This window comes from Lactobacillus sp. B4005 (assembly GCF_026536045.1).
Lineage (GTDB): Bacteria > Bacillota > Bacilli > Lactobacillales > Lactobacillaceae > Lactobacillus > Lactobacillus panisapium.
Window position 1 is genome coordinate 188,668 of the sequence record NZ_JAFNOZ010000001.1, and the last position, 25,801, is coordinate 214,468.

Annotated in this window: 22 protein-coding genes; 20 read left to right on the forward strand and 2 right to left on the reverse strand. The window is 37.1% G+C overall.

Annotated features, from left to right (window positions below; translation table 11 throughout):
- Positions 1-108: 108 nt before the first annotated feature.
- The 14 genes from secA to whiA all read left to right on the forward strand — a co-directional run bounded on the left by secA (position 109) and on the right by whiA (position 18,230).
- The gene (secA, locus tag J3U73_RS01040; RefSeq protein ID WP_220269379.1) at positions 109-2,508 is read left to right on the forward strand and encodes a preprotein translocase subunit SecA; all 2,400 of its coding nucleotides are present in this window, start codon (positions 109-111) and stop codon (positions 2,506-2,508) included.
- A gap of 72 nt (positions 2,509-2,580) precedes the next feature.
- Positions 2,581-3,697, forward strand: a protein-coding gene (gene prfB, locus J3U73_RS01045; RefSeq protein WP_220269380.1) for a peptide chain release factor 2 whose coding sequence is annotated in 2 segments (ribosomal slippage) — positions 2,581-2,652 and positions 2,654-3,697 — 1,116 coding nt in all. Because the reading frame shifts where the segments join, the coding sequence is not laid out codon by codon here.
- 8 nt (positions 3,698-3,705) lie between these two features.
- Positions 3,706-3,984, forward strand: coding sequence for a hypothetical protein (locus J3U73_RS01050; protein WP_220269381.1), 279 nt, complete (start codon positions 3,706-3,708; stop codon positions 3,982-3,984).
- A gap of 17 nt (positions 3,985-4,001) precedes the next feature.
- Entirely contained in the window at positions 4,002-4,973 is a 972-nt protein-coding gene (gene hprK, locus J3U73_RS01055) for an HPr(Ser) kinase/phosphatase (protein WP_267409351.1), read from the forward strand.
- Positions 4,970-5,806: a prolipoprotein diacylglyceryl transferase gene (lgt, locus tag J3U73_RS01060; RefSeq protein WP_103752115.1), complete on the forward strand. Its 837-nt coding sequence runs from the start codon at positions 4,970-4,972 to the stop codon at positions 5,804-5,806. The genes hprK and lgt overlap by 4 nt, the downstream gene beginning before the upstream one ends.
- Positions 5,807-5,840: 34 nt before the next feature.
- Positions 5,841-6,860: an NAD(P)H-dependent glycerol-3-phosphate dehydrogenase gene (locus J3U73_RS01065; protein WP_220269383.1), complete on the forward strand. Its 1,020-nt coding sequence runs from the start codon at positions 5,841-5,843 to the stop codon at positions 6,858-6,860.
- 53 nt (positions 6,861-6,913) lie between these two features.
- A complete protein-coding gene (trxB, locus tag J3U73_RS01070; protein WP_220269384.1) occupies positions 6,914-7,840 on the forward strand; it encodes a thioredoxin-disulfide reductase in 927 nt (308 codons plus the stop codon).
- Positions 7,841-7,975: 135 nt separating this feature from the next.
- On the forward strand, positions 7,976-9,700 hold the full coding sequence (locus J3U73_RS01075) for a phospho-sugar mutase (RefSeq protein WP_267392844.1): 1,725 nt from the start codon (positions 7,976-7,978) through the stop codon (positions 9,698-9,700).
- Between the two features lie 98 nt (positions 9,701-9,798).
- Positions 9,799-11,841, forward strand: coding sequence for an excinuclease ABC subunit UvrB (uvrB, locus tag J3U73_RS01080; protein WP_220269386.1), 2,043 nt, complete (start codon positions 9,799-9,801; stop codon positions 11,839-11,841).
- Entirely contained in the window at positions 11,831-14,683 is a 2,853-nt protein-coding gene (gene uvrA / locus J3U73_RS01085; RefSeq protein ID WP_220269387.1) for an excinuclease ABC subunit UvrA, read from the forward strand. The genes uvrB and uvrA overlap by 11 nt, the downstream gene beginning before the upstream one ends.
- A 50-nt stretch (positions 14,684-14,733) precedes the next feature.
- Complete coding sequence (locus tag J3U73_RS01090) at positions 14,734-15,276, forward strand: HdeD family acid-resistance protein (protein WP_220220971.1); 543 nt, start codon at positions 14,734-14,736, stop codon at positions 15,274-15,276.
- Between the two features lie 97 nt (positions 15,277-15,373).
- Positions 15,374-16,252: an RNase adapter RapZ gene (rapZ, locus tag J3U73_RS01095; protein ID WP_220269388.1), complete on the forward strand. Its 879-nt coding sequence runs from the start codon at positions 15,374-15,376 to the stop codon at positions 16,250-16,252.
- Positions 16,253-16,256: 4 nt separating this feature from the next.
- Positions 16,257-17,291, forward strand: coding sequence for a gluconeogenesis factor YvcK family protein (locus J3U73_RS01100; protein WP_267409352.1), 1,035 nt, complete (start codon positions 16,257-16,259; stop codon positions 17,289-17,291).
- A gap of 3 nt (positions 17,292-17,294) precedes the next feature.
- Entirely contained in the window at positions 17,295-18,230 is a 936-nt protein-coding gene (whiA, locus tag J3U73_RS01105; RefSeq protein ID WP_220269390.1) for a DNA-binding protein WhiA, read from the forward strand.
- A 124-nt stretch (positions 18,231-18,354) separates the two neighbouring features.
- Here whiA and J3U73_RS01110 read toward each other — a convergent pair whose 3' ends face one another.
- A complete protein-coding gene (locus tag J3U73_RS01110; RefSeq protein WP_220269391.1) occupies positions 18,355-19,131 on the reverse strand; it encodes a DeoR/GlpR family DNA-binding transcription regulator in 777 nt (258 codons plus the stop codon).
- Positions 19,132-19,460: 329 nt separating this feature from the next.
- On the opposite strand from J3U73_RS01110, the gene J3U73_RS01115 reads away from it, so the two are divergent.
- Genes J3U73_RS01115 through J3U73_RS01135 form a run of 5 tightly spaced genes read left to right on the forward strand, consistent with a single transcriptional unit; the run spans position 19,461 to position 22,859 of the window.
- Positions 19,461-19,928, forward strand: coding sequence for a PTS sugar transporter subunit IIA (locus J3U73_RS01115; protein ID WP_220269392.1), 468 nt, complete (start codon positions 19,461-19,463; stop codon positions 19,926-19,928).
- Positions 19,929-19,939: 11 nt separating this feature from the next.
- Positions 19,940-20,257, forward strand: a complete 318-nt coding sequence (locus tag J3U73_RS01120; RefSeq protein WP_220269393.1) for a PTS galactitol transporter subunit IIB — start codon at positions 19,940-19,942, stop codon at positions 20,255-20,257.
- Between the two features lie 20 nt (positions 20,258-20,277).
- Complete coding sequence (locus J3U73_RS01125) at positions 20,278-21,825, forward strand: PTS galactitol transporter subunit IIC (RefSeq protein WP_220269394.1); 1,548 nt, start codon at positions 20,278-20,280, stop codon at positions 21,823-21,825.
- Positions 21,826-21,837: 12 nt separating this feature from the next.
- Positions 21,838-22,110, forward strand: coding sequence for a hypothetical protein (locus J3U73_RS01130; protein ID WP_220269395.1), 273 nt, complete (start codon positions 21,838-21,840; stop codon positions 22,108-22,110).
- Positions 22,107-22,859, forward strand: coding sequence for a class II aldolase/adducin family protein (locus J3U73_RS01135; protein ID WP_220269396.1), 753 nt, complete (start codon positions 22,107-22,109; stop codon positions 22,857-22,859). The genes J3U73_RS01130 and J3U73_RS01135 overlap by 4 nt, the downstream gene beginning before the upstream one ends.
- 407 nt (positions 22,860-23,266) lie before the next feature.
- Here the strand turns inward: J3U73_RS01135 and clpP are convergent, their stop codons facing one another.
- Positions 23,267-23,851 (reverse strand): ATP-dependent Clp endopeptidase proteolytic subunit ClpP, encoded by a 585-nt coding sequence (clpP, locus tag J3U73_RS01140; protein WP_220269397.1) that lies wholly within the window; start codon positions 23,849-23,851, stop codon positions 23,267-23,269.
- A gap of 172 nt (positions 23,852-24,023) precedes the next feature.
- Here clpP and J3U73_RS01145 point away from each other — a divergent pair, with 172 nt between their 5' ends.
- Positions 24,024-25,790, forward strand: coding sequence for an SH3-like domain-containing protein (locus J3U73_RS01145; RefSeq protein WP_258562426.1), 1,767 nt, complete (start codon positions 24,024-24,026; stop codon positions 25,788-25,790).
- Positions 25,791-25,801: the final 11 nt, after the last annotated feature.

The following is a 25,801-nucleotide window of genomic DNA, read 5'->3' on the forward strand; positions in this document are numbered from 1 at the left end:
ACCTCACATTTAGTGTGAGGTCTTTGTTTTGTTTATTTTTAATTTAGGGTCAATCATGGTAAAATTATCATGTGTTTTTATACTTAAGTACATATAAGGATCGATTAAATGGTAAACATTTTAAAGAAACTATACAATAACGATAAAAGAGAACTAAAAAAATTCGAAAAGATTGCTAATAAGGTAGAAAGTCATGCTGACGAATATGCCGAACTTTCTGATGAAGACTTGCAGGCAAAGACGCCTGAATTTCGTGAACGCCTTGAAAAAGGTGAATCATTAGATTCATTAATACCTGAAGCTTTTGCCGTTGCACGTGAAGGAGCAAAACGAGTACTGGGCTTATACCCATTTCACGTTCAAGTTTTAGGTGGAATTGCCTTACACTTTGGTGATATTGCTGAAATGATGACCGGTGAGGGTAAAACTTTAACTGCAACAATGCCCGTTTATTTAAATGCCTTAACTGGTAAAGGTGTCCACGTTGTAACTGTTAATGAATACTTGTCTAGCCGTGATGAAGAAGAAATGGGTCAGTTATATCGCTGGCTTGGTTTAACAGTCGGGTTAAACCTCAATGCTATGTCACCTGATGAAAAACGAGAAGCCTATCAATGTGATATTACCTATTCGACTAACTCCGAATTAGGCTTTGATTATTTGCGTGACAATATGGTTGTTTATAAAGAACAAATGGTTCAACGTGAACTTAATTACGCTATTATCGATGAGGTTGATTCGATTTTAATTGATGAGGCCAGAACGCCTTTAATTATTTCTGGTGAAGCTGAACAGGCAAATGGTGATTACATTAGAGCAGACCGATTTGTAAAGACACTTCATGAAGATAAAAGTGATGATGATGTCGAAGATGAAGAAGATCATGGCGATTACAAGATTGATTGGCCGACGAAAACTATTTCTTTGACTAGAACTGGAATTCAAAAAGCTTGTGATCATTTTGGCTTAAGGAACCTTTATGATGTGGAAAACCAAAAATTGGTTCATCATATTGATCAGGCTTTGCGAGCTAATTACATCATGCTTAAAGATATTGATTATGTTGTCCAAGACGGCGAAGTATTGATCGTTGACTCATTTACCGGACGGGTGATGAAGGGACGTCGTTATTCTGATGGACTTCACCAAGCAATTGAAGCAAAAGAAAATGTAAAAATTCAGGAAGAATCAAAGACACAGGCAACAATTACTTACCAGAACCTCTTTAGAATGTATAAAAAGCTTGCCGGAATGACCGGTACCGCTAAGACTGAAGAAGAAGAATTTCGTGAAATCTACAATATGCAGGTAATTACGATTCCAACTAACCGTCCTGTAATCAGAAAGGACCGTTCGGATATTTTATATCCAACTTTATCTTCAAAATTTGCAGCAGTTGTAGATGAAATTAGAGAACGTCATGCAAAAGGCCAACCTGTTTTAGTTGGTACTGTTGCCGTCGAAAGTTCAGAACGTCTAAGTAATCTTTTGGATAAAGAAGGCATTCCACATGCAGTTCTTAATGCCAAAAACCATGCTAAAGAAGCTCAAATTATTATGAATGCCGGACAACGTGGTGCGGTCACAATCGCAACTAACATGGCTGGTCGTGGTACTGATATTAAATTGGGGCCTGGAGTTAAAGAACTGGGTGGACTTGCAGTAATTGGAACTGAAAGACATGAATCGCGAAGAATTGATAATCAATTGCGTGGCCGGTCCGGTCGACAAGGTGATCCGGGTGAAACAAGATTTTACCTGTCACTTGAAGATGATTTGATGAAACGCTTTGGTGGCGAGCGTGTAAAAGATTTCTTGGACCGCTTATCGGATAATGATGATGATAAAGTGATCGAGAGTCGTTTAATTACTCGTCAGGTTGAGTCTGCTCAAAAACGGGTTGAAGGTAATAACTATGATACGCGTAAGCAAACTTTACAATATGACGATGTTATGCGTATTCAGCGTGAGATTATTTATGGTGAACGGATGCAAGTAATCGAAGAGGGAAACTCGCTTAAAGATGTTCTGATTCCAATGATTCGTCGCACGATTAATAGTCAAGTGGACATGTTTACTCAAGGTGACCGTAGTAAGTGGCGCCTAGACTCATTGCGTGACTTTATTAGTTCAAGTATTCTTTCTGAAGAGCAAACAGAGAAAATTGATTTTAAGACAATCACTGTCCCCGAATTAAAAGAAAACTTGTACAATGAAGTCGAAGCTAATTATCAGGAAAAGGCCGATGTTTTGGCAGATCCATCGCAAATGTTGGAATTTGAAAAGGTAGTTATCCTGCGGGTAGTTGATGAACGCTGGACTGATCATATTGACGCAATGGATCAATTACGGCAATCGATTAGTTTGCGTGGATATGGTCAACTTAATCCTCTAGTTGAATATCAAGATTCTGGCTACAATATGTTTGAAGAAATGGTATCCAACATTGAGTTTGATGTAACTCGGTTATTCATGAAAGCTGAAATCAGACAAAATCTTAGTCGTTAACAGGTAAGGTTGAAGAGAAAGCAGCTGCTTTCTCTTTTTTACTTTTAATTAATTGGGAGAGATTTAAAATAAATGGAAATTAGTGAAATTCAAAACCAATTGGATGAATTAAAAAAGCGGTTAGACCACTTTAGGGGGTCGCTTTGACTTAGATTCGATTGACGAAACAATTGCTGTCAATGAAAGCAAGATGCAGGAGCCTTCTTTTTGGGATGATCAGGACAAGGCGCAGCAGTTAATCAGCGCAACCAACTTATTAAAAGAAAAGCGTGATTCATTTTTAAACTTGCAAGAAAACTATCAAAATGAAATTACCGCCTTGGAATTATTGCGGGAAGAACCTGATTCTGAATTGCAAAAAGAAGTTGAAACTGACTTAGAATCTTTACAAAAAGATTTTCATAATTACGAAATGGATCTTCTTTTGGCAGGAAAATATGATGGTCATAATGCACTGCTTGAAATTCACCCAGGAGCAGGTGGAACAGAAGCAATGGACTGGGGCCAAATGCTATTACGAATGTATCAACGTTATGCGGATAGCAGGGGATTTAAATTTGAAATTAATAACTATGAGCCTGGTGAAGAAGCCGGTCTTAAAAGTGTTAGTGTCAGAATCAGTGGTAAGAATGCCTATGGCTTGCTAAAATCTGAAAACGGGGTTCATCGGCTAGTTCGTATTTCGCCGTTTGATTCTGCTAAGAGAAGACATACGTCTTTTGCATCTGTCGAAGTTATTCCGGAAATTGACGATAGTATTAAAATTGATATTAATCCTAAAGATTTAAGGATTGATGTTTATCGTTCTAGTGGCGCGGGTGGTCAACACATCAATAAAACTTCCAGTGCGGTTCGAATAACACACCTGCCGACCGGATTTGTAACGACTTCGCAAGCTCAGCGTTCACAAATTCAAAACCGTGAGACGGCAATGAATGAACTTCGCGCAAAGTTGTTTCATTTAGAAGAAGAGAAAAAGCGGCAACATAAGCAAGAACTTAAGGGTGACCAAAAGGAGATTGGCTGGGGCTCACAAATTAGATCCTATGTTTTTCATCCTTATAATTTGGTTAAAGATTTACGAACAGGCTATGAAACTTCGGATACAAGTGGTGTAATGGATGGGAAATTGCAACCATTTGTTTATGCATACTTGCAATGGTTGCTTAGTCAAGATAACCCAGAGTAGGTGAAAAAATGAGTTTTTGGGGAATTGTTGGTATTGTCTTAGTGGCAGTGATAATTCTATGCGTGATTTTTGCTTTCTTCCATCTTTTATTTATCCTTTTGCCTGCAGTTATAGTTATTGCGGGGATTCTTTGGCTTATTAATCATTTTACGAAAAAAGATGATGACCGGCCTCATGGCACCGACTTTGATAACTGGAATGATTGGTCTAGCAATTCTCAGCAGCCAAGTGGTCGGCCTAAAAGAAAAAAGGTCCGCAATGCGCATACTAAAGATGTTGATAAATAAGCTAAGAGGAATGCAAAATGGCTAATGCAGTTAAGTTAAAAAATTTAATTCGCGATAATAAAATTGCGTATGTTGTTAAAGGAAGTCAATATATTGATGACCGTGCAATTATGGTTTCTGATATTTATCGGCCAGGACTAGAACTGACGGGATATTTTGATTTTTATCCTAAAGAAAGAATCCAACTTTTGGGCCGAACTGAAATTTCATATGCTGCAAGGCTTGATCATGAAAGTTTAGTTAATGTCTTTAAGCGTCTTTGTACTCCCGAGACGCCGTGCTTCTTTATTTCACGTTCTCTTCCAATTCCAAAAGAATTAACTGAAGCAGCTGATAATGCAGGAATTCCCATTTTATCTTCGACGGAATCAACCACTTATGTTTCAAGTGTGTTAACTGAATATTTGCGTGAGCGGTTGGCAGTTAGGGACACAATTCATGGTGTCTTGGTTGAAGTAAAAGGATTAGGCGTTTTACTGACTGGCGATTCAGGTGTTGGAAAGTCCGAAACGGCTTTAGGTTTAATTCACCGCGGGCATCGCCTAATTGCAGATGACCGGGTAGATGTTTATCAAAAAGATGTGGAAACAGTCGTTGGTGAAGCACCCCAAATTTTAAAGCATTTAATGGAAATTCGGGGGATCGGAATTATTGATGTCATGGATTTATTCGGTGTTGGTGCAGTTAAAAATCGTGAAACTATCCAGTTAGTTATCAAGCTCGTTAATTGGGACAATAAGGTCAATTATGATCGTCTTGGCTTTGAAGAAAGCAAACGCGAGATCTGTAATGTTGAGGTACCACAAATTACGATTCCAGTTAAAGTTGGTCGGAATATGGAAGACATAATTGAAATTGCTACTATGAACTTTCGTGCTAAACGGATTGGCTACAATGCAACCACAACTTTTGACAATAATTTAACTGCTTTGATTGCTCAGAATTCAAAAGATAATTCAACCAAAAAAGCAAAGGATGCGGATAAATGATCGGAACAATCAGCCCGATAGCCTTTAACTTGGGCGGTTTAAGTGTAAAATGGTATGGCGTAATCATGGCAGCAGCGATAATTTTAGCTGTTTCGATGGCCATGATAGAAGGAAAAAAACGGCAGATTGAAAGTGACGATTTCTTAGACCTGCTTTTATGGGCCGTTCCACTTGGCTATGTTGGGGCCCGTTTGTATTACGTAATTTTTGAATGGGGTTATTATGCTAAACACCCTGATCAAATTATTGCGATTTGGAATGGTGGTATTGCAATTTATGGCGGCTTGCTGGCAGGTTTGTTAGTTTTACTAGTTTTTTGCTATAAAAGAATGTTGCCACCTTTCTTAATGCTTGATGTTATTACCCCTGGCGTGATGGCAGCCCAAATTTTAGGTCGCTGGGGTAACTTTTTTAATCAGGAGGCTCATGGTGGTCCAACAACCTTGCATTTCTTGCAAAGCCTGCATTTACCTAGCTTTATTATTGAACAAATGAAAATTGGTGGAGTTTATTATCAGCCTACCTTTTTATACGAATCGTTTTTCAATTTAATTGGGTTAATCTTGATTTTAGCTTTACGACATAGAAAGCATTTGTTCAAGCAGGGTGAAGTTTTTATGCTTTACCTAGGTTGGTACTCAGTTGTGCGCTTTTTTGTTGAAGGGCTAAGGACAGACAGCCTTTACCTGACGGCGGGAATCAGAGTTTCACAATTGCTTAGTTTGATTTTGCTAATCGTGATTGTTGCACTTTTTATTTACCGCCGCAAAGTTGTTAAGCCAAAGTGGTATCTTGATGGTAGTGGATTGAAATTTCCATATTCAAGAGATTAATAAAAATATATTTAAAAGAAAGTCTGGAAGAAAAATGACAAAAATTACAGTTTTAGGTGCTGGTTCATGGGGCACGGTTTTAGGTTCAATGCTAGCTGACAAGGGCAATGATGTAATTCTTTATGGCAACAACGAAGCTGTTAATCAAGAAATTAATGAGCATCATACTAACGAGCACTACATGAAAGACTGGGAGGTCAATGAAACCGTTACTGCTACAGAAGATTTGAATAAAGCCTTAGAAAATGCAGAAGTGATTCTTTTCGTTTTGCCAACGCAAGCGGTTCGAATCGTGGCTAAACAGGCAGGTCAGATTTTAGCTAAAGGGGGACGTAAGCCACTTATCGTAACTGCTACTAAAGGAATTGAACCAGGCTCTAAAAAATTGATTTCGGAAATTCTAACTGAAGAAATATATCCTGAAGATGAAGACCTTATCGTTGCTATTTCAGGTCCAAGCCATGCTGAAAGCGTAGCCCAAAAAGACTTAACGGCAATTTCATGTGCTTCAACAAGTAAGAAAAACGCTGAAAAAGTTCAAGAAATGTTGTCAAATGATTATTTCCGTTTGTACACTAATAGCGATTTGATTGGTGTTGAAGTTGCTGGGGCAGTTAAGAACGTTATTGCAATCGCTGCTGGAATTTTAGTTGGTAAAAAATACGGTGACGATGCTAAAGCAGCTTTAATGACTAGAGGCTTGGCAGAAATTACGCGTTTAGGAGTTAATTATTTTGGTGCTGATCCGATGACTTTTAGTGGGTTATCCGGAATTGGCGACTTGATTGTTACTTGTACATCTGTTAATTCACGTAACTGGCGCTGCGGTAAGCAATTGGGTGAGGGCAAGTCACTTGATTATGTCTTGAAAAATATGGGACAAGTAGTTGAAGGTGCAACGACCGTTAAGGCAGTTCACGAACTTTGTGAAGAAAAACAGATTGATATGCCAATTAGTGAAGCTATTTACCGTGTTTTATATGAAAATTCCAATGTTGATGATGAAATTAAGCAAATGATGGGTAGAAGTCCAAAACAGGAAATTAGACTTTAGTCTATTTCCATTGTAAGATTTACTTACGAAAAATAAGTTTTTAAGGTGGAAATATGACAAAGAAATATGATGTAATTGTTATTGGAGCAGGTCCTGGCGGATTAACAGCAGCTTTATACGCTTCACGGGCTAATTTATCGGTCTTAATTTTAGATCGCGGCCTTTATGGTGGTCAGATGAATAATACTGACGCGATTGATAATTATCCCGGTTTTAGCGAGGTTAAGGGTCCTGAATTAGGCGAAAAAATGTATAATTCGACGATGAAATTTGGCGCTGAATTTGAATACGGTGATGTTCAATCTGTTACTCTTGAAGGCAATGAAAAGATTGTTAAGACAGATACAGCTGAATATTCAACGCAGGCTTTAATTATTGCTACCGGTGCTGATCATCGTCACCTAAACGTTCCCGGGGAAGAGGAATATTCTGGTAAAGGTGTTTCCTATTGTGCCGTTTGTGATGCCGCCTTTTTCAAAAATGAGGACATTGCAGTTATTGGTGGTGGTGATTCCGCGATTGAAGAGGGAATTTATCTTGCCCAGAGCGCAAAATCTGTTACAGTTATTCATCGTAGAGATCAATTGCGTGCACAACCGACTTTGCAGAAACGGGCTTTTGCCAACGATAAAATTCATTTCATTTGGAATGGCATTACGGAATCGATCGATGGTGATGGCAACCGCGTAACTGGTATAACTTATCGTGATAAGATTTCAGGCGAAGAAAAGAAACTAGCTACTCGCGGCGTTTTCATTTACGTTGGCGTTATTCCCCAAACAGCACCATTTAAAGATTTGGGCGTAACTGATCAAAATGGTTGGATTCCAACAGATGAACATATGAGAACCAAGGTTGCCGGCATTTTTGCATTAGGTGATGTTAGGGCAAAAGACTTGCGCCAAATCGCTAATGCTGTTGGTGATGGTAGTGTTGCTGGTCAAGAAGCATACAATTATTTACAGAGCTTAGATGATTAATAATTAAAAAGAAGAATTCAGTTAGTTGGATTCTTTTTTATTTTATGCAGAAAGCATAATTGATAAATGCTAGAATATAAATTATAAAACCGAATTATTAAATCAGATAACTTAAAAAAGAGGTCTATATTTTAAATGAACGCTGAGAAAATTTTTCAAAGCTGGCAAGAGGCTACTAATATGCCTGACTACTTAAAAGAACAATTGGCAGAATTAGGCCAAGATTCAAAGTGGATTGATGATGCTTTTGGTCAAGACATTAATTTTGGAACCGCAGGGATGCGTGGCCGCCTTGAACCTGGAACTAATCGAATTAACCTTTTCACTGTTTCGCGGGTGACGGAAGGTCTTGCTCGCTTAATTGATGAAAATGGCGTGAAGGCCCAAAAAAGAGGCGTTGTGATTTCGTTTGATTCACGCTATCACTCGCGAGAATTTGCAGAGCACGCTGCCCGTATTCTAGGGACTCATGGGATTCATGTTTATCTTTTTGATGATTTGCGCCCCACGCCCGAGCTGTCTTACGCTGTCCGACACCTCAACACGTTTGCCGGAATCAATATAACCGCTTCGCACAACGCCAAGCAATATAACGGTTATAAGGTTTATGGCGAAGATGGTGCTCAAATGGGTCCAGAAGACGCTGATCGGGTTTTCCATTATGCTCAAAGTGTAAAAGATCTTTTTCAAATTAAAGCACAGCAAGTGGAAGTATTGCGCGCCAAGGGCTTGATAGAACTAATTGGGGAAAATATTGATGAAGATTATTTGGCTGAATTAAAGAGGGTCAACGTTAACCGCAAGTTAATTAAGGATAATGCGCCAAAATTATCTATTATCTATACCCCTTTACATGGGACCGGTAAGATGCTTTATGAACGAGCATTTCGGCAAAATGGTTTTACGAATGTTTTTCCAGTTGAAAGCCAATCAATTATTGATCCGGAATTTCCAACTACCAAAAAGCCTAATCCCGAATACCGAGATGTTTTTGATCCTGGAATTAAGTTGGCAAATGAAAAAAAGGCCGATTTGATTATTGCAACTGATCCTGATGCTGATCGAATGGGAGCATGTGTTAGAACCAAAAACGGTGATTTCCAAGTTTTGACGGGGAATCAAATTGCAACATTAATGATCTATTACCTTTTAGTAAATATGAAAGATAATAATCAATTAGCGTCAGACTACGAACTAGTTACTTCAATTGTTTCGAGCAGTATGCCGGGCAAAATTGCGCAAGATTTTGGCATCCGAACTAAGGAAGTTTTAACCGGATTTAAATTTATTGGTGAAGAAATAGACCGCATGAAACGTGAACATGATGGTAGATTCTTAATGGGCTTTGAAGAAAGCTATGGCTATTTATTTAAGCCATTTGCCCGTGATAAGGATGCCATGCAGGGTGCAATAATGTTTGCTGAAGTTGCATCTTATTATGCTTCACGTGATATGACAGTTTTGGATGGCTTAACTGAAATTTGGCAAAAATACGGAACTTCTTTTGAAATTACTCGTGCAATTGAAATGCCAGGAATTGGTGGTCAAAAGAAAATGGCACAATTAATGACCAAACTAAGGCAAGAGCGTCTGACAGAAATAGCTGGAATTAAGGTAAAAAAAATTCAGGACTTTTTAGAACAAAAGGAATTTAGTGCTGGACAGGTAAAAGAGTTAGCTGATCTGCCAAAATCAAATGTTCTTAAATATTATTTGTCAGATCAAACTTGGCTGGCTTTACGTCCTTCAGGAACAGAGCCGGTTATTAAGGCTTATGTGGGTGTAAACAAGCCAACTATTGCTTTAGCAGAAAAAGCAGCAGAAAATTATCAAGCAACATTATCACAGTTATTGAAATAAGACAAAAGACGTGCGAAAGTACGTTCGATGTAGTAAAATAGAATACGCAAAATAAAAGTTGGGCTATTTTGTCCAACTTTTTTACGAGGAGCTTTTCTATGATTAAACGACAAGATAACCGTAAATTTGAACTTGTCTCCAAATTTAAGCCGGCTGGTGATCAAGAGCAGGCGATTGATAAACTGACAAGTGGTTTTAAAAAGGGATATGAAGAACAAATTCTTGAAGGTGCTACTGGTACCGGTAAGACGTTTACAATGGCGAATATAATTGCCAATTTAAATAAACCTACTTTGGTTATTTCACATAATAAGACTTTAGTGGGACAGTTGTATGGCGAATTTAAGGAATTCTTTCCTCATAATGCCGTCGACTATTTTGTTTCATACTACGATTATTACCAACCGGAGGCTTACGTTCCGCAATCTGATACTTATATTGAAAAGGATTCATCAATTAATGATGAAATTGACCAACTGCGCCACCAAGCAACTAGTGATTTGATGGAACGAAACGATGTTATTGTAGTTGCCTCAGTTTCATGTATTTACGGGTTGGGTGATCCTAAAGAGTATTCGGCCAGTGTGATTACGGTGCATGAGGGTGATGACTATGGCAGAAATACTTTGCTGCGTAATTTAGTTAACATTCAATATGATCGTAATGATATTGACTTTCAGCGTGGTCGCTTTCGTGTGCGTGGGGATGTAGTTGAAGTCTTTCCAGCCGGCAATTCTAATCATGCTTACCGAATTGAATTTTTTGGTGATGAAATTGATCGAATTGTCGAAATTGATTCTTTAACTGGTGAAATAATTGGTGAACGCGAAAGTATCTCCTTATTTCCGGCCACGCACTTTATGACTAACGAAGAACAGATGCGTCGGGCTCTCAAAGCAATCTCTAAAGAAATGAAACTCCAAGTAAAAGATTTTGAAGGTAAGGGCAAGCTTTTAGAGGCTGAACGAATTAAGCAGCGGACTACCTTTGATATGGAAATGATGGGAGAAGTTGGTTACACAAGCGGTATTGAAAACTATTCTCGTCATATGGAAGGGCGTAAAGAAGGCGAACCGCCTTATACTCTGCTTGACTTCTTTCCTGATGATTTTCTAATTTTAATTGACGAGTCTCATGCCACTATGCCTGAAATTCGGGCAATGTATAACGGTGACCGTAACCGGAAAAAGACTTTGATTGATTATGGTTTTCGTTTACCATCAGCTTTAGATAACCGGCCCTTAAAAATTGATGAATTTGAAAAGCACGTTAATCAAATCCTCTATGTTTCAGCTACTCCCGGTGATTATGAGCTAGAACGTACTGATCACAAAGTCGAACAAATTATCCGGCCAACGGGCTTGCTTGATCCTAAAATTGAAGTTAAACCGGTTGAAGGTCAAATTGATGATCTTGTAGGCGAAATTAACAAACGGATTGACCGCAATGAACGGGTTTTTGTAACCACTCTAACTAAAAAAATGGCAGAAGATTTGACAGACTACTTAAAGGATCTAGGTATTAAAGTTCAATACCTGCACTCGGATGTTAAAACGCTAGAGCGGATGCAAATATTGCGTGATTTACGGTTAGGTAAATATGATGTATTAATCGGGATAAACTTGCTTCGCGAAGGAATTGATGTGCCAGAGGTGTCTTTGGTGGCAATTCTTGATGCGGACAAGGAAGGCTTTCTTCGGGCATACCGGCCATTGGTTCAGACTATGGGACGTGCATCACGAAATTCAGATGGTGAAGTAATAATGTATGCTGATACTATTACTGATTCCATGCGCGAAGCCATTGATGCTACGCAAAGAAGACGTAAGCTGCAAATTAAGTTTAACCAAGATCACGGTATAACACCTAAGACTATCGTTAAGCCAATTCGTGATGTTATTTCTGCAACTAAGGTGGCTGATGAAGTTAGCGATAGTGACAGCTTTGCTGACTTGAATTTTGATGAACTAACAGCTAAGCAAAAGAAGACTATGATTAAGGATCTGCGCAAGCAGATGCAAGAAGCTGCGAAGAAACTCGACTTCGAGGGAGCGGCAACCTTAAGGGATGCAATCATGGAGCTTGAAAGTTCCACTAGGAAACCAGTTACTAAAAAGGGAAATAAAATAAATGGCAAGTGATAAGATTGTAATTCGCGGGGCACGCGAGCACAATTTAAAAGATATAAATCTATCGATTCCAAAGGATAAAATGGTTGTAATTACTGGCTTGTCGGGTTCAGGTAAGAGTTCACTTGCTTTTGACACCCTATACGCTGAAGGTCGGCGCCGTTATGTTCAATCATTATCCAGTTATGCTCGCCAATTTTTAGGGCAAATGGATAAACCAGATGTTGATTCAATTGATGGCTTGAATCCAGCTATTTCAATTGATCAGAAAACGACATCGCATAATCCACGTTCCACGGTTGGAACCGTAACTGAAATTAACGATTACTTGCGTCTGTTATGGGCACGTGTTGGTCAACCAATTTGTCCGAATGACGGGACAGTAATTGAACGGCAATCAGTTGAGCAGATGGTTAATCGCATCATGGCTTTGCCAGAACGAACACGAATTCAGCTTTTGGCACCGGTAATCAGATCTAAGCGCGGAGCACATAAGGAAGTGTTCAAACGTGTACAACGAGCTGGTTATGTCCGTGTAATTATTGATGGTGAAATGCATGAAATTGGTGAAGACTTTGACTTGGATAAGAACAAGCGTCACTCAATTGATATTGTGGTTGACCGGTTAATTGTAAAAGAGGGCATTCGCTCACGCCTTTTTGATTCAGTAGAGGCCACTTTGCGCCTATCTGAAGGTTATATGAACGTTGACATAATCGGAGGAGATACGCTTAACTTTTCTGAATATTATGCTTGTCCAAAATGTGGCTTTACGGTCGGCGAAATGGAACCGCGGTTATTCTCATTCAACGCACCATTTGGTGCCTGCCCAGACTGTGATGGGTTAGGTGTTAAGCGTTCAGTTGATGAAGACCTAGTTGTTCCTGATAAAAGTAAAACGCTGGCTGAGGGAGCAATTGTACCGTGGAAAAACTCCAAATATTATGGGGGCATGCTTGAACAAGCTTGTCAAGGCTTAAAGATTCCAATGGATAAGCCATATAATAAACTCACTAAAAAGCAAAAAGAAATGCTGATGCATGGTTCTAAAAAAGAAATTGCTTTTCATTTATCTGGTGAATTTGGCGTTAAAGATACAAAAGCACCCTTTGAAGGCGTAATGGAAAATGTTGAACGTCGTTATGTCAACCCGATGTCTAAGTTCATGCGTGACATTATGGGAAAATACATGACGGAAATGACTTGTGGAACTTGTCACGGAAAAAGGTTGAACCAGAAGGCCTTAGCCGTAAAAGTAATGGGTAAAGATATCGCTGAGGCGTCGGAACTTTCGATCAATAAAGCACTAGACTTTTTTAACAATATTGAGCTTAATGAGCAAAAAAGCATTATTGCTAAACCAATCCTAAAAGAGGTTCGCGATCGGTTATCATTTTTGAACAGTGTTGGCCTTGATTATCTGACTTTATCAAGATCAGCTAATACTTTATCTGGTGGTGAGGCACAAAGAATTCGTTTGGCAACGCAGATTGGATCGAACTTATCAGGTGTTATGTACGTGCTTGATGAGCCGTCAATTGGTCTGCATCAGCGCGATAATGATCGTCTCATTGCTGCTCTAAAGAGAATGCGTGACCTTGGTAATTCGTTAATTGTTGTCGAACATGATGATGAGACAATGAGGCAAGCCGATTACTTAATTGATATGGGACCAGGAGCAGGGTCATATGGCGGTGAAGTAATGGCTGCCGGTACACCAGAAGAAGTTGAAAAGAATCCTAAATCGCTCACTGGTCAATACCTAGCAGGTAAAAAGTTTGTGCCAGTTCCCCTTAAAAGACGTAAGGGCAATGGTAAGAAGATTACCATTACTGGTGCAGCAGAAAATAATCTGAAAAATCTTAAGGTTGACTTTCCCTTAGGTAAGTTGATTGTTGTTACTGGTGTTTCAGGTTCTGGAAAATCAACTTTAGTCAATATGATTCTTAAACGTGCTCTAGCACAAAAATTAAATCGTAATCAAACTAAGCCGGGAAAATATCGCAGCATTGCTGGTTACAAAAATATTGAAAAAATAATTGATATTGATCAAAGTCCAATTGGACGAACACCTCGTAGTAATCCAGCTACTTATACTAGTGTGTTTGATGATATTAGAGCTTTATTTGCGCAAACAAATGAATCTAAGCTTCGTGGTTATACAAAAGCGAGATTTTCTTTCAACGTTAAGGGCGGTCGCTGTGAGGCATGTCGTGGTGACGGTATTATTAAGATCGAAATGAACTTTTTACCAGATGTTTATGTACCTTGTGAAGTTTGCCACGGCAACCGCTATAACTCCGAAACCTTGGAGGTAACTTACCGGAAAAAGAATATTGCACAAGTTCTCGATATGACAATTAGTGAAGCATGCGACTTTTTCAAAAATATTCCTAAAATTGCGCGGAAATTGCAGACAATAGTTGATGTTGGTTTAGGCTACGTCAAATTAGGGCAATCGGCTACGACTTTATCTGGCGGTGAAGCCCAAAGAATGAAATTAGCTGCTGAACTACAAAAGATTTCAACAGGTAAGAATTTCTATATTTTGGATGAACCAACAACGGGATTACATACAGATGACATTAAGCGTCTTCTTGATGTCATGCAGCGTTTAGTTGATCAAGGTAACACCGTCTTAATTATTGAACATAATCTTGATGTAATTAAGAATGCTGATTGGTTAATTGATCTAGGCCCAGAAGGTGGCGAAGGCGGTGGCAATATAGTTGCTACAGGTACGCCAGAACAACTGGCAAAAGTTAAGGAAAGCTTTACCGGACAATATCTTGCTCCCGTGCTTAAACGCGATACGGCATTAACTAAGCAGACCGTTAAAAAAGATAATAAATAGTATTTATTCTTATTCAAAAAGTGTAAAATAACGGTCAGGGAGGAAGAAAGATGGATAATTTTTCAAATTACAGGGAAAACCGTGGCTTTAACTGGGCCGCACTAATCTCTGGTATTTTAATGATCATAGCAGGGCTATTTTTAATCCGTCATCCAGGCAAGGCATTACATGCATTTGTATTGTTGTTTGCAATTGTATCGATTGTACAAGGATTTGTTTGGTTGGCATTTTATAGCCGTTTTCGCTATTTTGTTTCATTTAGCTGGCTCTCAATTGTTTCTGGGGTATTGGATATCATTATCGGTGTTCTATTCCTCTATTCATACGATGCTGCTGGACTAACAATTGCATATTTATTTGCATTTTGGTTCCTATTTGATTCAATTTCTGGAATTATTTTTTCGTGGCATTTACGAGATATTTCGGGTTTTTACTTTTGGATTAATATTATTTTGAATATTTTCGGATTATTAATCGCAATTAGTTTAATGTTTAACCCAGCATTGTCAGCTTTAACGTTAATCTGGTTAGTTTCATTATGGCTATTGATTTTCGGAATAGGTGAAGTAATTGCGGCATTTGCCCGTAGATAAAAAAGACAAAGAAAAAGTTCCTAGCGGACTTTTTTTTTGCCCAGAAAAGTTATGAAACACCCGGTATGTTATAATTATATCAATAGGGGGATAGCATATGTCTGTCAATAAAAAGCAATTATTAATCGTTACAGGTATGAGTGGTGCTGGTAAAACGGTGGCTTCGCATGCTCTTGAAGATATGGGCTATTTCGTTGTAGATAATTTACCACCAACGCTTCTTTCCAGTTTTTGGGATTTAATCGTTAATTCAGATGACTTTAAAAAGGTGGCAGTTGTCGTTGATCTTAGAATTAAAAATTTTTACAAGGATTTGTTAAACGAAGTAAACTCACTTGAAGATAATAGTAGCGTTCAAACAAGGATTGTTTTTTTAGATGCTTCAGATAATACCCTTGTTGCCCGCTATAAAGAAACAAGAAGAGTTCCACCACTAGCTCGAAGTGGTAGACTTCTTGATGCAATTATCGAGGAGCGTCGAATATTAACGGGAATAAAAAATCGGGCCAATGATATTATTGACACTTCTAATTTGAAGCCCAAAGAGCTTGAGCAGAAACTTTTTGATGAGTTTAGTGGTAAGGCAAAACAACCATTTTCGATTGAAGTCCTGTCCTTTGGTTTTAAGTATGGTATGCCAATCGATGCGGATATCGTTATGGATGTTCGTTTTTTGCCCAATCCGTTTTATATTCCTGAATTGCGACCGTTTACTGGTTTAGATAAGCGTGTTGCCAAATATGTAATGGAAAAAAGCGAAACAAAAGTCTTTTACAAGAAGTTATTAGATTTACTGGAAACGGCTGTGCCCGGATATATTAAAGAAGGCAAGGGTAAATTAACAATTGCGATTGGTTGTACTGGTGGTCAGCATCGGAGCGTCGCAATTGCCCAGCAGCTTGCTCATGATTTATCCCAAAATTATTCAGTTGATATTACGCACCGCGAAATTAGTCGCTACACTAGAAAAAGGTGAAAAAATGACCTATGAAGATTCTAAAATAATTAGAGTTACTAAAAGCAGAAGACCACAAATCGTTGTTATTGGTGGCGGTACTGGCTTACCAGTAGTTTTAAACGCCTTAAAGGATCAAAATGCGCAGATTACTGCCATCGTTACTGTATCGGATGATGGTGGCTCGTCTGGTTCGATTAGAAACTTTATTAACGTTGTTCCACCTGGCGATATTAGAAATGTCTTAGTTTCATTAAGTGATATTCCTCAGGAAGAAAAAGATATTTTTCAATATCGGTTTGATTCATCAGATTCATTTTTCTCCGGGCATGCGATTGGTAATTTAATTATCGCAGCGTTAAATGAAATGCATGGCAATATTTTTGATGCCGTGCAATCTTTATCACGTATGATGCGAGTGGATGGTCATGTTTTTCCAGCTTCAAATGAACCCCTGACACTAAATGCTGAATTTATTGATGACACAGTTCAAGCAGGGGAAAAGGAGATAACTAATAAAGATAAACGGATTAAGCGTGTTTGGGTAACTGATACAAATTCTACTTCTGAGCCAGAAGCCGTTTCGCCCGTTTTAGATGCCATAATGCAGGCTGATGCCGTAGTTTTGGGACCGGGAAGTTTGTTTACTTCAATTTTGCCGAACCTAATGATTCCCAATTTAGGTGAGGCTGTTAAGAAGACGCAAGCTGAAGTTATTTATATTTGTAATATTATGACTCAGCTTGGTGAAACAGATCATTTCTCTGATTGTGACCATGTATCTGTAATTAATAATCATCTTGGTGGTCATTATATCAATACAACATTGGTTAATGGGGCCAAGATTGATATGTCAAAATTTGACCCGGATGATTACGATGCTTATATCGAGCCAGTTAAAAATGATTATGCTGGCTTACGGCAACAAGGGTGCCGCGTCATTACCGATGATTTTATTGATCAGCGAAGTGGCCTTGTTTTTCACGATGGGCAAAAAGTGGCTAAAGAAATTATTAATCGGGCGTTTGCGGCAATGTCCCGCAGAAAGAGAACGGATTAGTTAATGGCAAGCTATGCGAGCAAGGTAAAGAAGGAGTTAACGTCGCTACCAATTCATCCTGAGCATGCAAAAGCTGAGTTAGCGGCATTCTTGCGAATGAACGGCGTTTTAAACTTTCATGATCACATGTTTAGCCTTGATATTACGACCGAAAACCCGGCAATTGCGCGTCGCATTTTTTCTTTAGTTAAAACCGCATATAAGGTCGAACCATTATTAATAGTTTCACGAAGAATGAAGCTTAAGAAAAACAATCAGTACTTGGTTCGGCTGCAAAATCACGTTAAGGAAATTCTGACAAATTTGGAAATTTTAACTCCCGAGGCAGGATTAATTACCCGTATTCCCAAAAGAATTATTAATTCGCGTGAAGGTGCTATGTCTTATTTGCGAGGTGCTTTTTTGGCCAGTGGCAGCGTTAATAACCCTGAAACAAGTCGTTACCACCTTGAAATATATTCTGCTTATGAGGATCATAATAATGATCTGCTTAAGCTAATGAATCATTATTTTAATCTTAATGCGAAAACAACTAAGCGGCGACGGGGTTATATCGTCTACTTAAAAGAAGCTGAAAAAATTGGTGATTTTTTACATATAACTGGTGCAATCAATGCCATGCTTTCTTTTGAGGATCTCAGAATAATGCGTGATATGCGCAATTCAGTTAATCGATTAGTAAATTGCGATACTGCTAATTTAAAGAAAACAGCTAACGCCGCTGCCAAACAAGTTGAAGACATCGAGCTGATTGATAATAAAATTGGCTTAGGAAACATTCCCGAAAAGTTACAGGGAATAGCACGTCTGCGATTACAGAACCCGGAACTCTCTTTAAAAGAAGTAGCCGAAAAAGTACCGGATGGACCAATTTCGAAGTCGGGTGCTAACCACCGGTTTGCCAAACTGCATGAGATTGCTGAAACATTAAATGAGTAACAAAAAGAGGTAGAGAAATTTTCTCTCCTCCTTTTTGTTTGCTTTAAAAGTGTTTCATAATCCTTTTAAAAATACAGGCTGAAGAAAACCAAAAATAGATTGTGCTATTAAATTGTCATTTTGATTAATTAGCTACAATCAAATCAATTCCATTTTTAGCAATGCTGTTTGAAATATATTTAGGTGGCATTTTGTCAGTAATTATAGTCTGAATATTATCTGAATTAAAATCCGACAGTAGAATATAATCGCTTTTACCAAACTTAGTATGGTCAACCAGTAAGATGGTCCTTTGGGCGCAATTAATTGCTGCCTTTTTCATAAAAGTTTGTTCTTCGTCCTTCATATAAATACCTTTGTTATCAATTGAACTACAAGATAAAAAGGCTAAATTTGGTCGATAATTTTGATTAAGATCGGCTATGGCCTTTGGGCCCAAGATTGCATTTGATCGATATGAAATTTGTCCACCTAAAACGGAAATACCAATATTTCTCAGCTGTGAAACCTCATCAGCAATATTAATATTATTAGTAATAACTTGTAAATTAATTTTTCCGGCAAAATATTTTGGTAAAAAAGTTAAAGTTGAGGAACCATCTAAAAAAATTGCTGAACCATCTGTAATTATATCAGCAGCATACTTGCAAAGCTTGTTTTTGATAATTACATTTTCACTTTTACGAGTGGCATAAGCAATTTCAACGTTTGAATTTTCAAGCAAACTAACATAGCCATGAGTCCAATTAATTGTATTTGTTGCTTGTAAACTAATTAAATCTCGCCGTAGGGTTGATGTACTAATGTCCATTTCATGCTGTAATTTTTTGGTACTTAATTTTTTAGTTGTTGCTAAGATTTCAACTATTTTCTGTAACCGATCTGCTTTTGATAAGTTCAATCTTGTTCCTCCTATTAATTATTGAGCTTCGTGGCTAAATTTATATTACATTAATGTAAATATTTATCGTAAAAAGTAATTAAGATACTTTTTATTTTTAGAAATATTATAACGTTTCGATTCGCTTAATAAGTTTAAATTAGTTTACAGATTTAAACCACTATCTTTTTGTTATGAAGGTAGTACTTTATTTATGAATAAAGTTGAACAAATATTTTTGGATAATATTTATGAAATACTGTTGAATTAATACTGAAAGCGTTTTATAATTTTAATCAGCCGGCTATAAAAACCAAAAATATTCGAACATTTGAACAAAGGAGGATAAAATGGATAGTTATTCTGATTTATTCGACAAGAAATTAATTTTTTGGAATGTTGAAGCAAAGGACCGAGAAAGTTTATACTTTCAAATTGCTCAAAAACTTAATAATTATGGCATTGTTAAAGATAGCTATTTTAATGCTCTTTCTAAACGAGAGGACGAATTCCCAACAGGACTCAAGACTAATTTTTTACCAATAGCCTTGCCTCATGCCAATCCAGAAAATGTTAATCAAGCATTTATTGCAGTTGTTAAAACTTTAAAAAATATACCGATGAAGCAAATGGGAACTGATGAAGTAATGTCAGTTAAGAATTTTTTCTTTTTGGGAATTACTAGTGAAGAGCAAGATTTACAAGTTAAGCTATTGCAACGATTCATGCAATTAATGAATGATCAAACTTTTGTTAATAGTTTTAAGATGCTTGAAGATCCTAGTGACGTATATCAATTTTTAGTTGAACGATTTTAAGGGAGAGAATTATGTTAAAGATTGTTGTTGCCTGTGGGAGTGGGATTGCCACTAGTGAAACAGTTGTTGGTACAGTAAAGTCATTTTTAGAAGAGCATGCTGTAAAAGGGGTCGAAGTAGAGGCTACAGATTTTAAACAGTTAGCTAGCGTTCTACCAAATTATGATATCTATGTTTGGCTAGCAAAACCAACACCGGAGATTCATGCTATTTGCAAGAAAGAAGGGATACCTGAAGTAAATGGTGTTGATATTTTAACTGGCTCAAAGGGAAGTCAAACTTACCAAGAGTTAGTTAATGCGATGATGAATTTGAAAAGCAAGTCGTAATCAAAGGAGGTGTATTGTAAATGGAAATACTAAAAAACATAGTTAACTACGTTCTTAACTTAGGTGCTGCAGTCTTTGTCCCGTTAATCATGTTTATTATTTCTATGATAGCTAGATTGAAACTTAGTAAAGCAGTTAAAGCTTCTTTGACTTTAGGTGTTGCTTTTAGTGGAATGACTTTGGTTGTTAACTACATGACAGATTCGATTTCACCAGCTGCACAATCAATGTCAAAAATGATGCACTTAAGCCTAAATGCTATTGACCAAGGCTGGCCAGGTGTAGCTGCCATTACTTGGTCGTATAAAACTGCGTTCTTATTTTTTCCACTATTATTATTAATTAACTTTGTCATGCTGACATTTAATTGGACAAAAACATTAAACGTTGATATGTGGAACGTTTGGAATAAAATCTTTACCTATGTTGTAGTATTGTACTTTACTAATAACGCGTTTTACGGCTTCTTGGTAGCTAGTATTCAGATCGTTCTTGAATTAAAAGCTGGAGATATGTGGCAGCGGCACATTGAAGACTTGACAGGGATTCCCGGAGTTACTGTTCCACACTTTGTTACTTTATTTGCGGTTATACTGATGCCACTTAATAAACTTCTTGACTTTATTCCAATAATGAATAGGCCAGCAGATGCTAATGCTATTCAAAAGAAGATTGGTATATTCGCAGATAACTCGGTAATGGGGGCAATCATAGGTGTTCTATTAGGATTTGGAGCTGGTTATTCATTATCTGGCTCATTAAAGCTTGCAATTGAGGCTGCTGCAGCTATGACGATGTTTCCAATGATCTCTAAATTATTCATGGAGGCTCTTAATCCAATTGCAAGTGCAATGAATGATATGATGAAAAAGCATTTTAAAGGACGGAAAGTTTTCATTGGTCTAGATTGGCCAATTCTGGCAGGAAGAAATGAACTCTGGGTTACGGTTATCATTTTAGTTCCAGTAATGCTAATAATGGCAATGGTACTACCAGGAAATACGGTTTTACCGTTTGCAGGAATTATTAATCTATCTTTTGTTGTTGCTGCACTACTTTTAACGGGTGCTAATTTATGGCGGATGCTCACTCTTGGAGTCATTACTACACCAATTTTCCTTTATGGAGCTACTTATTTTGCTCCAGTGATTACTAATTTAGCTAAGTCAACCGGTGCTGTTCATGTAAAAGCAGGACAACAGCTTTCATGGTCTACGTTTGAAGGACCTGACTTTCGTTTGCTTTTTGCTCAGGCATTTAACGGTAAATGGTGGGCAATATTAGGAGCTATTGCTTGGTTAATTATTTTCATTTGGCTTTATAAAGATCAAATGAAAATTGCGCTACCAAGCAAACGTTATGCTTTTAGTCTTAATAATATTGAAAGCAACGAAAGCACTCCTACTTCTTCAGAAAACTTAAATGAAGATAGTAACTGGAATATTGATAGTATTGATGGTGTTGATTTTGCTAATGCTCATAAAAGTAAAATTTCTGTCTATCGAAAACCAGATTTTCAAATAAAAGATATAAATCAAGCTGATTTTAGTAATTATAGTCGAAAGTAAGGTGCATAATTAATGAACAATAAGGCTACTTCCGATAAAAAAATAATAGCCAGAATTGGGTGGTATTTAGCATTATTTGTCAACATACTTTTAACTGTTCAGGCAATACTTACACATAATACTCCAGGATGTATAGCTGTTATTTTGTTTGGAATCTACATTGCAAAATTTGGTGATCCAATTATTTTTGAAAAATATAATAGCAAACGAGAAAAACAATACCAACAGGCATATAAAAAACGTGAACGATATAGAGCTATGAAAGAAAAGAGCAAAGTAGAATGATTGAAAACTATGATATAACTAAGGAACGTCTTCCATTTGAAAATGAGAGAAAAGATGTTGCAGAAGTTGCTAGAGAAATGTTTAATAGAAAAATGACTAATGTGGCTGGGGGAAACATTTCGGTAAAAATTACTCCCGATGAGACTTTTTCATATGATGATCAGACCTACTATTCTGGTCATGACTATCTCCTTATGACACCTACATTTATGTCAGAAGCTTGGTTTTCGAAGTTGAATGCATCACAAGTTTTAGTCGTAGATCTAGCGACTGGTAAGAAATTAGCCGGAGAAGGTCGATTAACACGAGAAATTAATATGCATATTGGAGCATATGAGGCAAATAAGGAAATTAGAGTTGTTTATCATTCACATGCACCAAAAAGCATGTTTTGGGCCACTTTAGGACAAGATATGCCTAATTTAACCGAAATCACGTCCTTCAATGTCCCATTAGGTAAAATTAAATGTTTACCATATCGAGAAGCATGTAGCAAAGAACTTGCAGATTTAGTTCATAACGAATTAGTAAAGTTGGGTAAAGACGCAAAAGAGAACATTTTTTTGTTAAACAGTCACGGGGTTTTGATTACTGAAACAGATTTGCATGCTGCGACAGAAGTTTTAGAAACAGTGGAATGGAACGCAGAAATTGCTTACAAACAAACAATTTTTAAAAAGCTTGGAATTATTGATCACTATCACTCTCGCGGTAAGAACACCGATGGTATGACCGAATTGAATAATTAATAACAGATATTTTTAATAGTTTCGTCGTAAAAGTACTTCTTAATAATTAAATAAAAATATAGTTATTAAAGTACTTTTTATAGCAAGTTATGTAAAAAGTAGTTACATTTATAGCTTAAATGACACTGGGTAAAAGAAAAATATTAGTAAGAATCAAGAAGGCAAGAACATTATTACTAACAATAATGAGCTGTTTTTTCAAGATAATGTATAGCTTAAATGATCTTTTTTAGCTGCCCGATTTAAAGTAACTTGCAGGAACTAATTTAGTTAAAATAAATAATTAGTTTTAACTGTATACTTTGATTAAAAGTGTAAAAGAAAGTAAAACTAAAAAGAAGGTAAATCACCATGTAGTGAGTTACCTTCTTTTATTAAAGTTTAAACTAGTTTTTAAAACTATTGTACTATTTTTTTTGATTAACCATAATTTCGTCAATTAAACCGTAATCTTTTGCTTCTTGTGCAGTCAGGTAATTATCACGTTCGGTATCCTTTTGGATTTTTTCTAGTGGCTGACCAGTTGTTTCGTGTAAAATCTTATTAATCTTTTCACGACTCTTTAAAATTTCATTGGCTGCAATTTGAATATCGGTTTGCTGACCTTGTGCACCGCCCAAAGGCTGATGAATCAAGACAGTTGAGTTTGGTAAAGCAAAGCGCTTACCTTTAGCTCCACTTGTCAAAAGAATTGATGCCATTGATGCGGCCATACCAATAGCAATAGTTGAAACATCTGATTTGATAAAGTTCATGGTATCCATGATTGCCAAACCAGATGTAATTACACCGCCAGGTGAATTAATGTATAATGAAATGTCCTTCGTATTGTCTTGGGCATCAAGGAATAATAATTGTGCAATAATTGAATTGGCCATATCATCATTAATCTCACCACTAAGCATAATAATTCGATCTTTTAACAAGCGTGAGTATATGTCATAAGCACGCTCGCCACGGGCAGTTTGTTCAATAACTGTAGGTACAAGCATTTTTTTACCTCCTGAATTAAAATTCATATCTATTAGCACTCTAATAAGTACAGTGCTAATTAAATCACTTACATCAAACCCTGTCAATGAAAGTGTATTAATTTTGTATTCTAAGTTACAACATTCTTATTATATAATACGAAGAGTAAACTAAATTTTTGGAGGAATAATTTTGAAGCTTATTAAAAAAATAGCAACAATGACGACAGCATTGATAGTCTGCTTACCAGCAACGACTGGATTGTGTGCAACTCCAGTTGCAGCTGATTCCAGTACTACGCAGCAAACACCAACACAAAACAATTCTAATAAGAATTCTGTCTCTGATACAGTTGACAATAATGAAAATAATGGTGAGAGTGCTGACGATGACGACGGCAATGGTAATAACAATACGGATGCAAAAACGCCGACAAATCCGAAAAATCCTAATGATGGGGATAATGGCGACGAAGACAAAGAAAATAAAAAGAAGCCAAAACAGATTATTACTGGCTATGCCATGATGACCAAAGTTGCCGGCAATAAGAATTATAAAGTTTGGCAAGATGTTAAAAATGGTAGGGTTGTCAAAAAAGTCGCTGACGGCATCAATTTCCAATACAATCACATTCAATCTGACCAATTGATTGAAACAAAGAAATACCGCTACTGGCGAATTTATGTTGACGGTCGTAAGGTCGGCTATGTCAATGAAAATTATTTTGCAAGAAATGAAATTGCTGTCCCTAAAACAGTCAGTTTAGTTCTTAATGATGGCTATGAATTTCCTACAAGAGATGCCATTTCCTATGCAACTAACTATATGGGAACAGTTATTGACAATGATAATGTCAAAGTGTCGCGTGATACCATACCATGTGCTACTCCAAAAACTTATAAAGTAAAATATACATATGGTAAGGCTACTGCTACTGTTAAAGTTACTGTCAGAAAGAGTACTAAAGAGGGAATTGCCGACCCAGACGTAACTAACAGTTTACCAGCTCAACCAGGTACTAATGACCATCAAGCATGGAAAACACACTATGGTTCTTCAGTTAATTATGTTAGTCCAACTGAATATTCTCCGGAAACTGAAAAACACACTTTGACAAGCGGTAATTTAACGCTAAAGACTAAATTCTATCAACCAGTTTTACTCAGTGTTAAAGACCCTAGTGATGATAATATTAACCGTGTAGGTCATATCCCAGAAGGCGTTACTGTGTCAAAGGGATGGGCATATACTAGTTTATTAAGCCATACATATTTAAGGTCAGGCCATATTGTAGGTTATGATTTAAATAAACTAACTAGTCCTTATAACGCTCAATACTTACTTGATATGTCACAAAAGGATTTTAACAATTATGTAAAGCACGTTAAAGTTAGTCCTTATATTCCGATTGGCCACGGTCAAGCTATGGGTTCAAGTGACAAATATATCTACGTCTTGAACAATGATAATACCTTGAAGGAGAGCAGTGATTCTGAAGAATTATTACAAATTCGGAAGAGCGACTTGCAAATTAATAAGATTTGGACCATTAAGACTTGGGTTGGCGACCAAGACAATCCACGTTACTTCCATAACGGTGTTGTGATGAATGATTATGAAATGTATACTGTTTATCACGATGTTAAGAATAATCGCTACGAATATTGGCAATTAACTCGTACTGGTGACAACTGGTATCCAAAATTAGTTGGAAAAACAGATGGTAATTTTGTTAATAACAACTCTCCTGTTCAAGGATTTACCTACGATCCTGAACATAAGAACTTCTATCTTGCCTTTAATGATTTAATCTTTAAGATCGGTCGTGACGGCACATTAAAAGATCATTATTCATTTGATACAGGCCGCGAGATTGAAGGAATTTCGGTTAATAACGGGCAATTATATGTTAATTTAGCTCAAAGAGCTGAATTGTTAGTAAGTATGAAAATCGATTAATTTGAATAAAG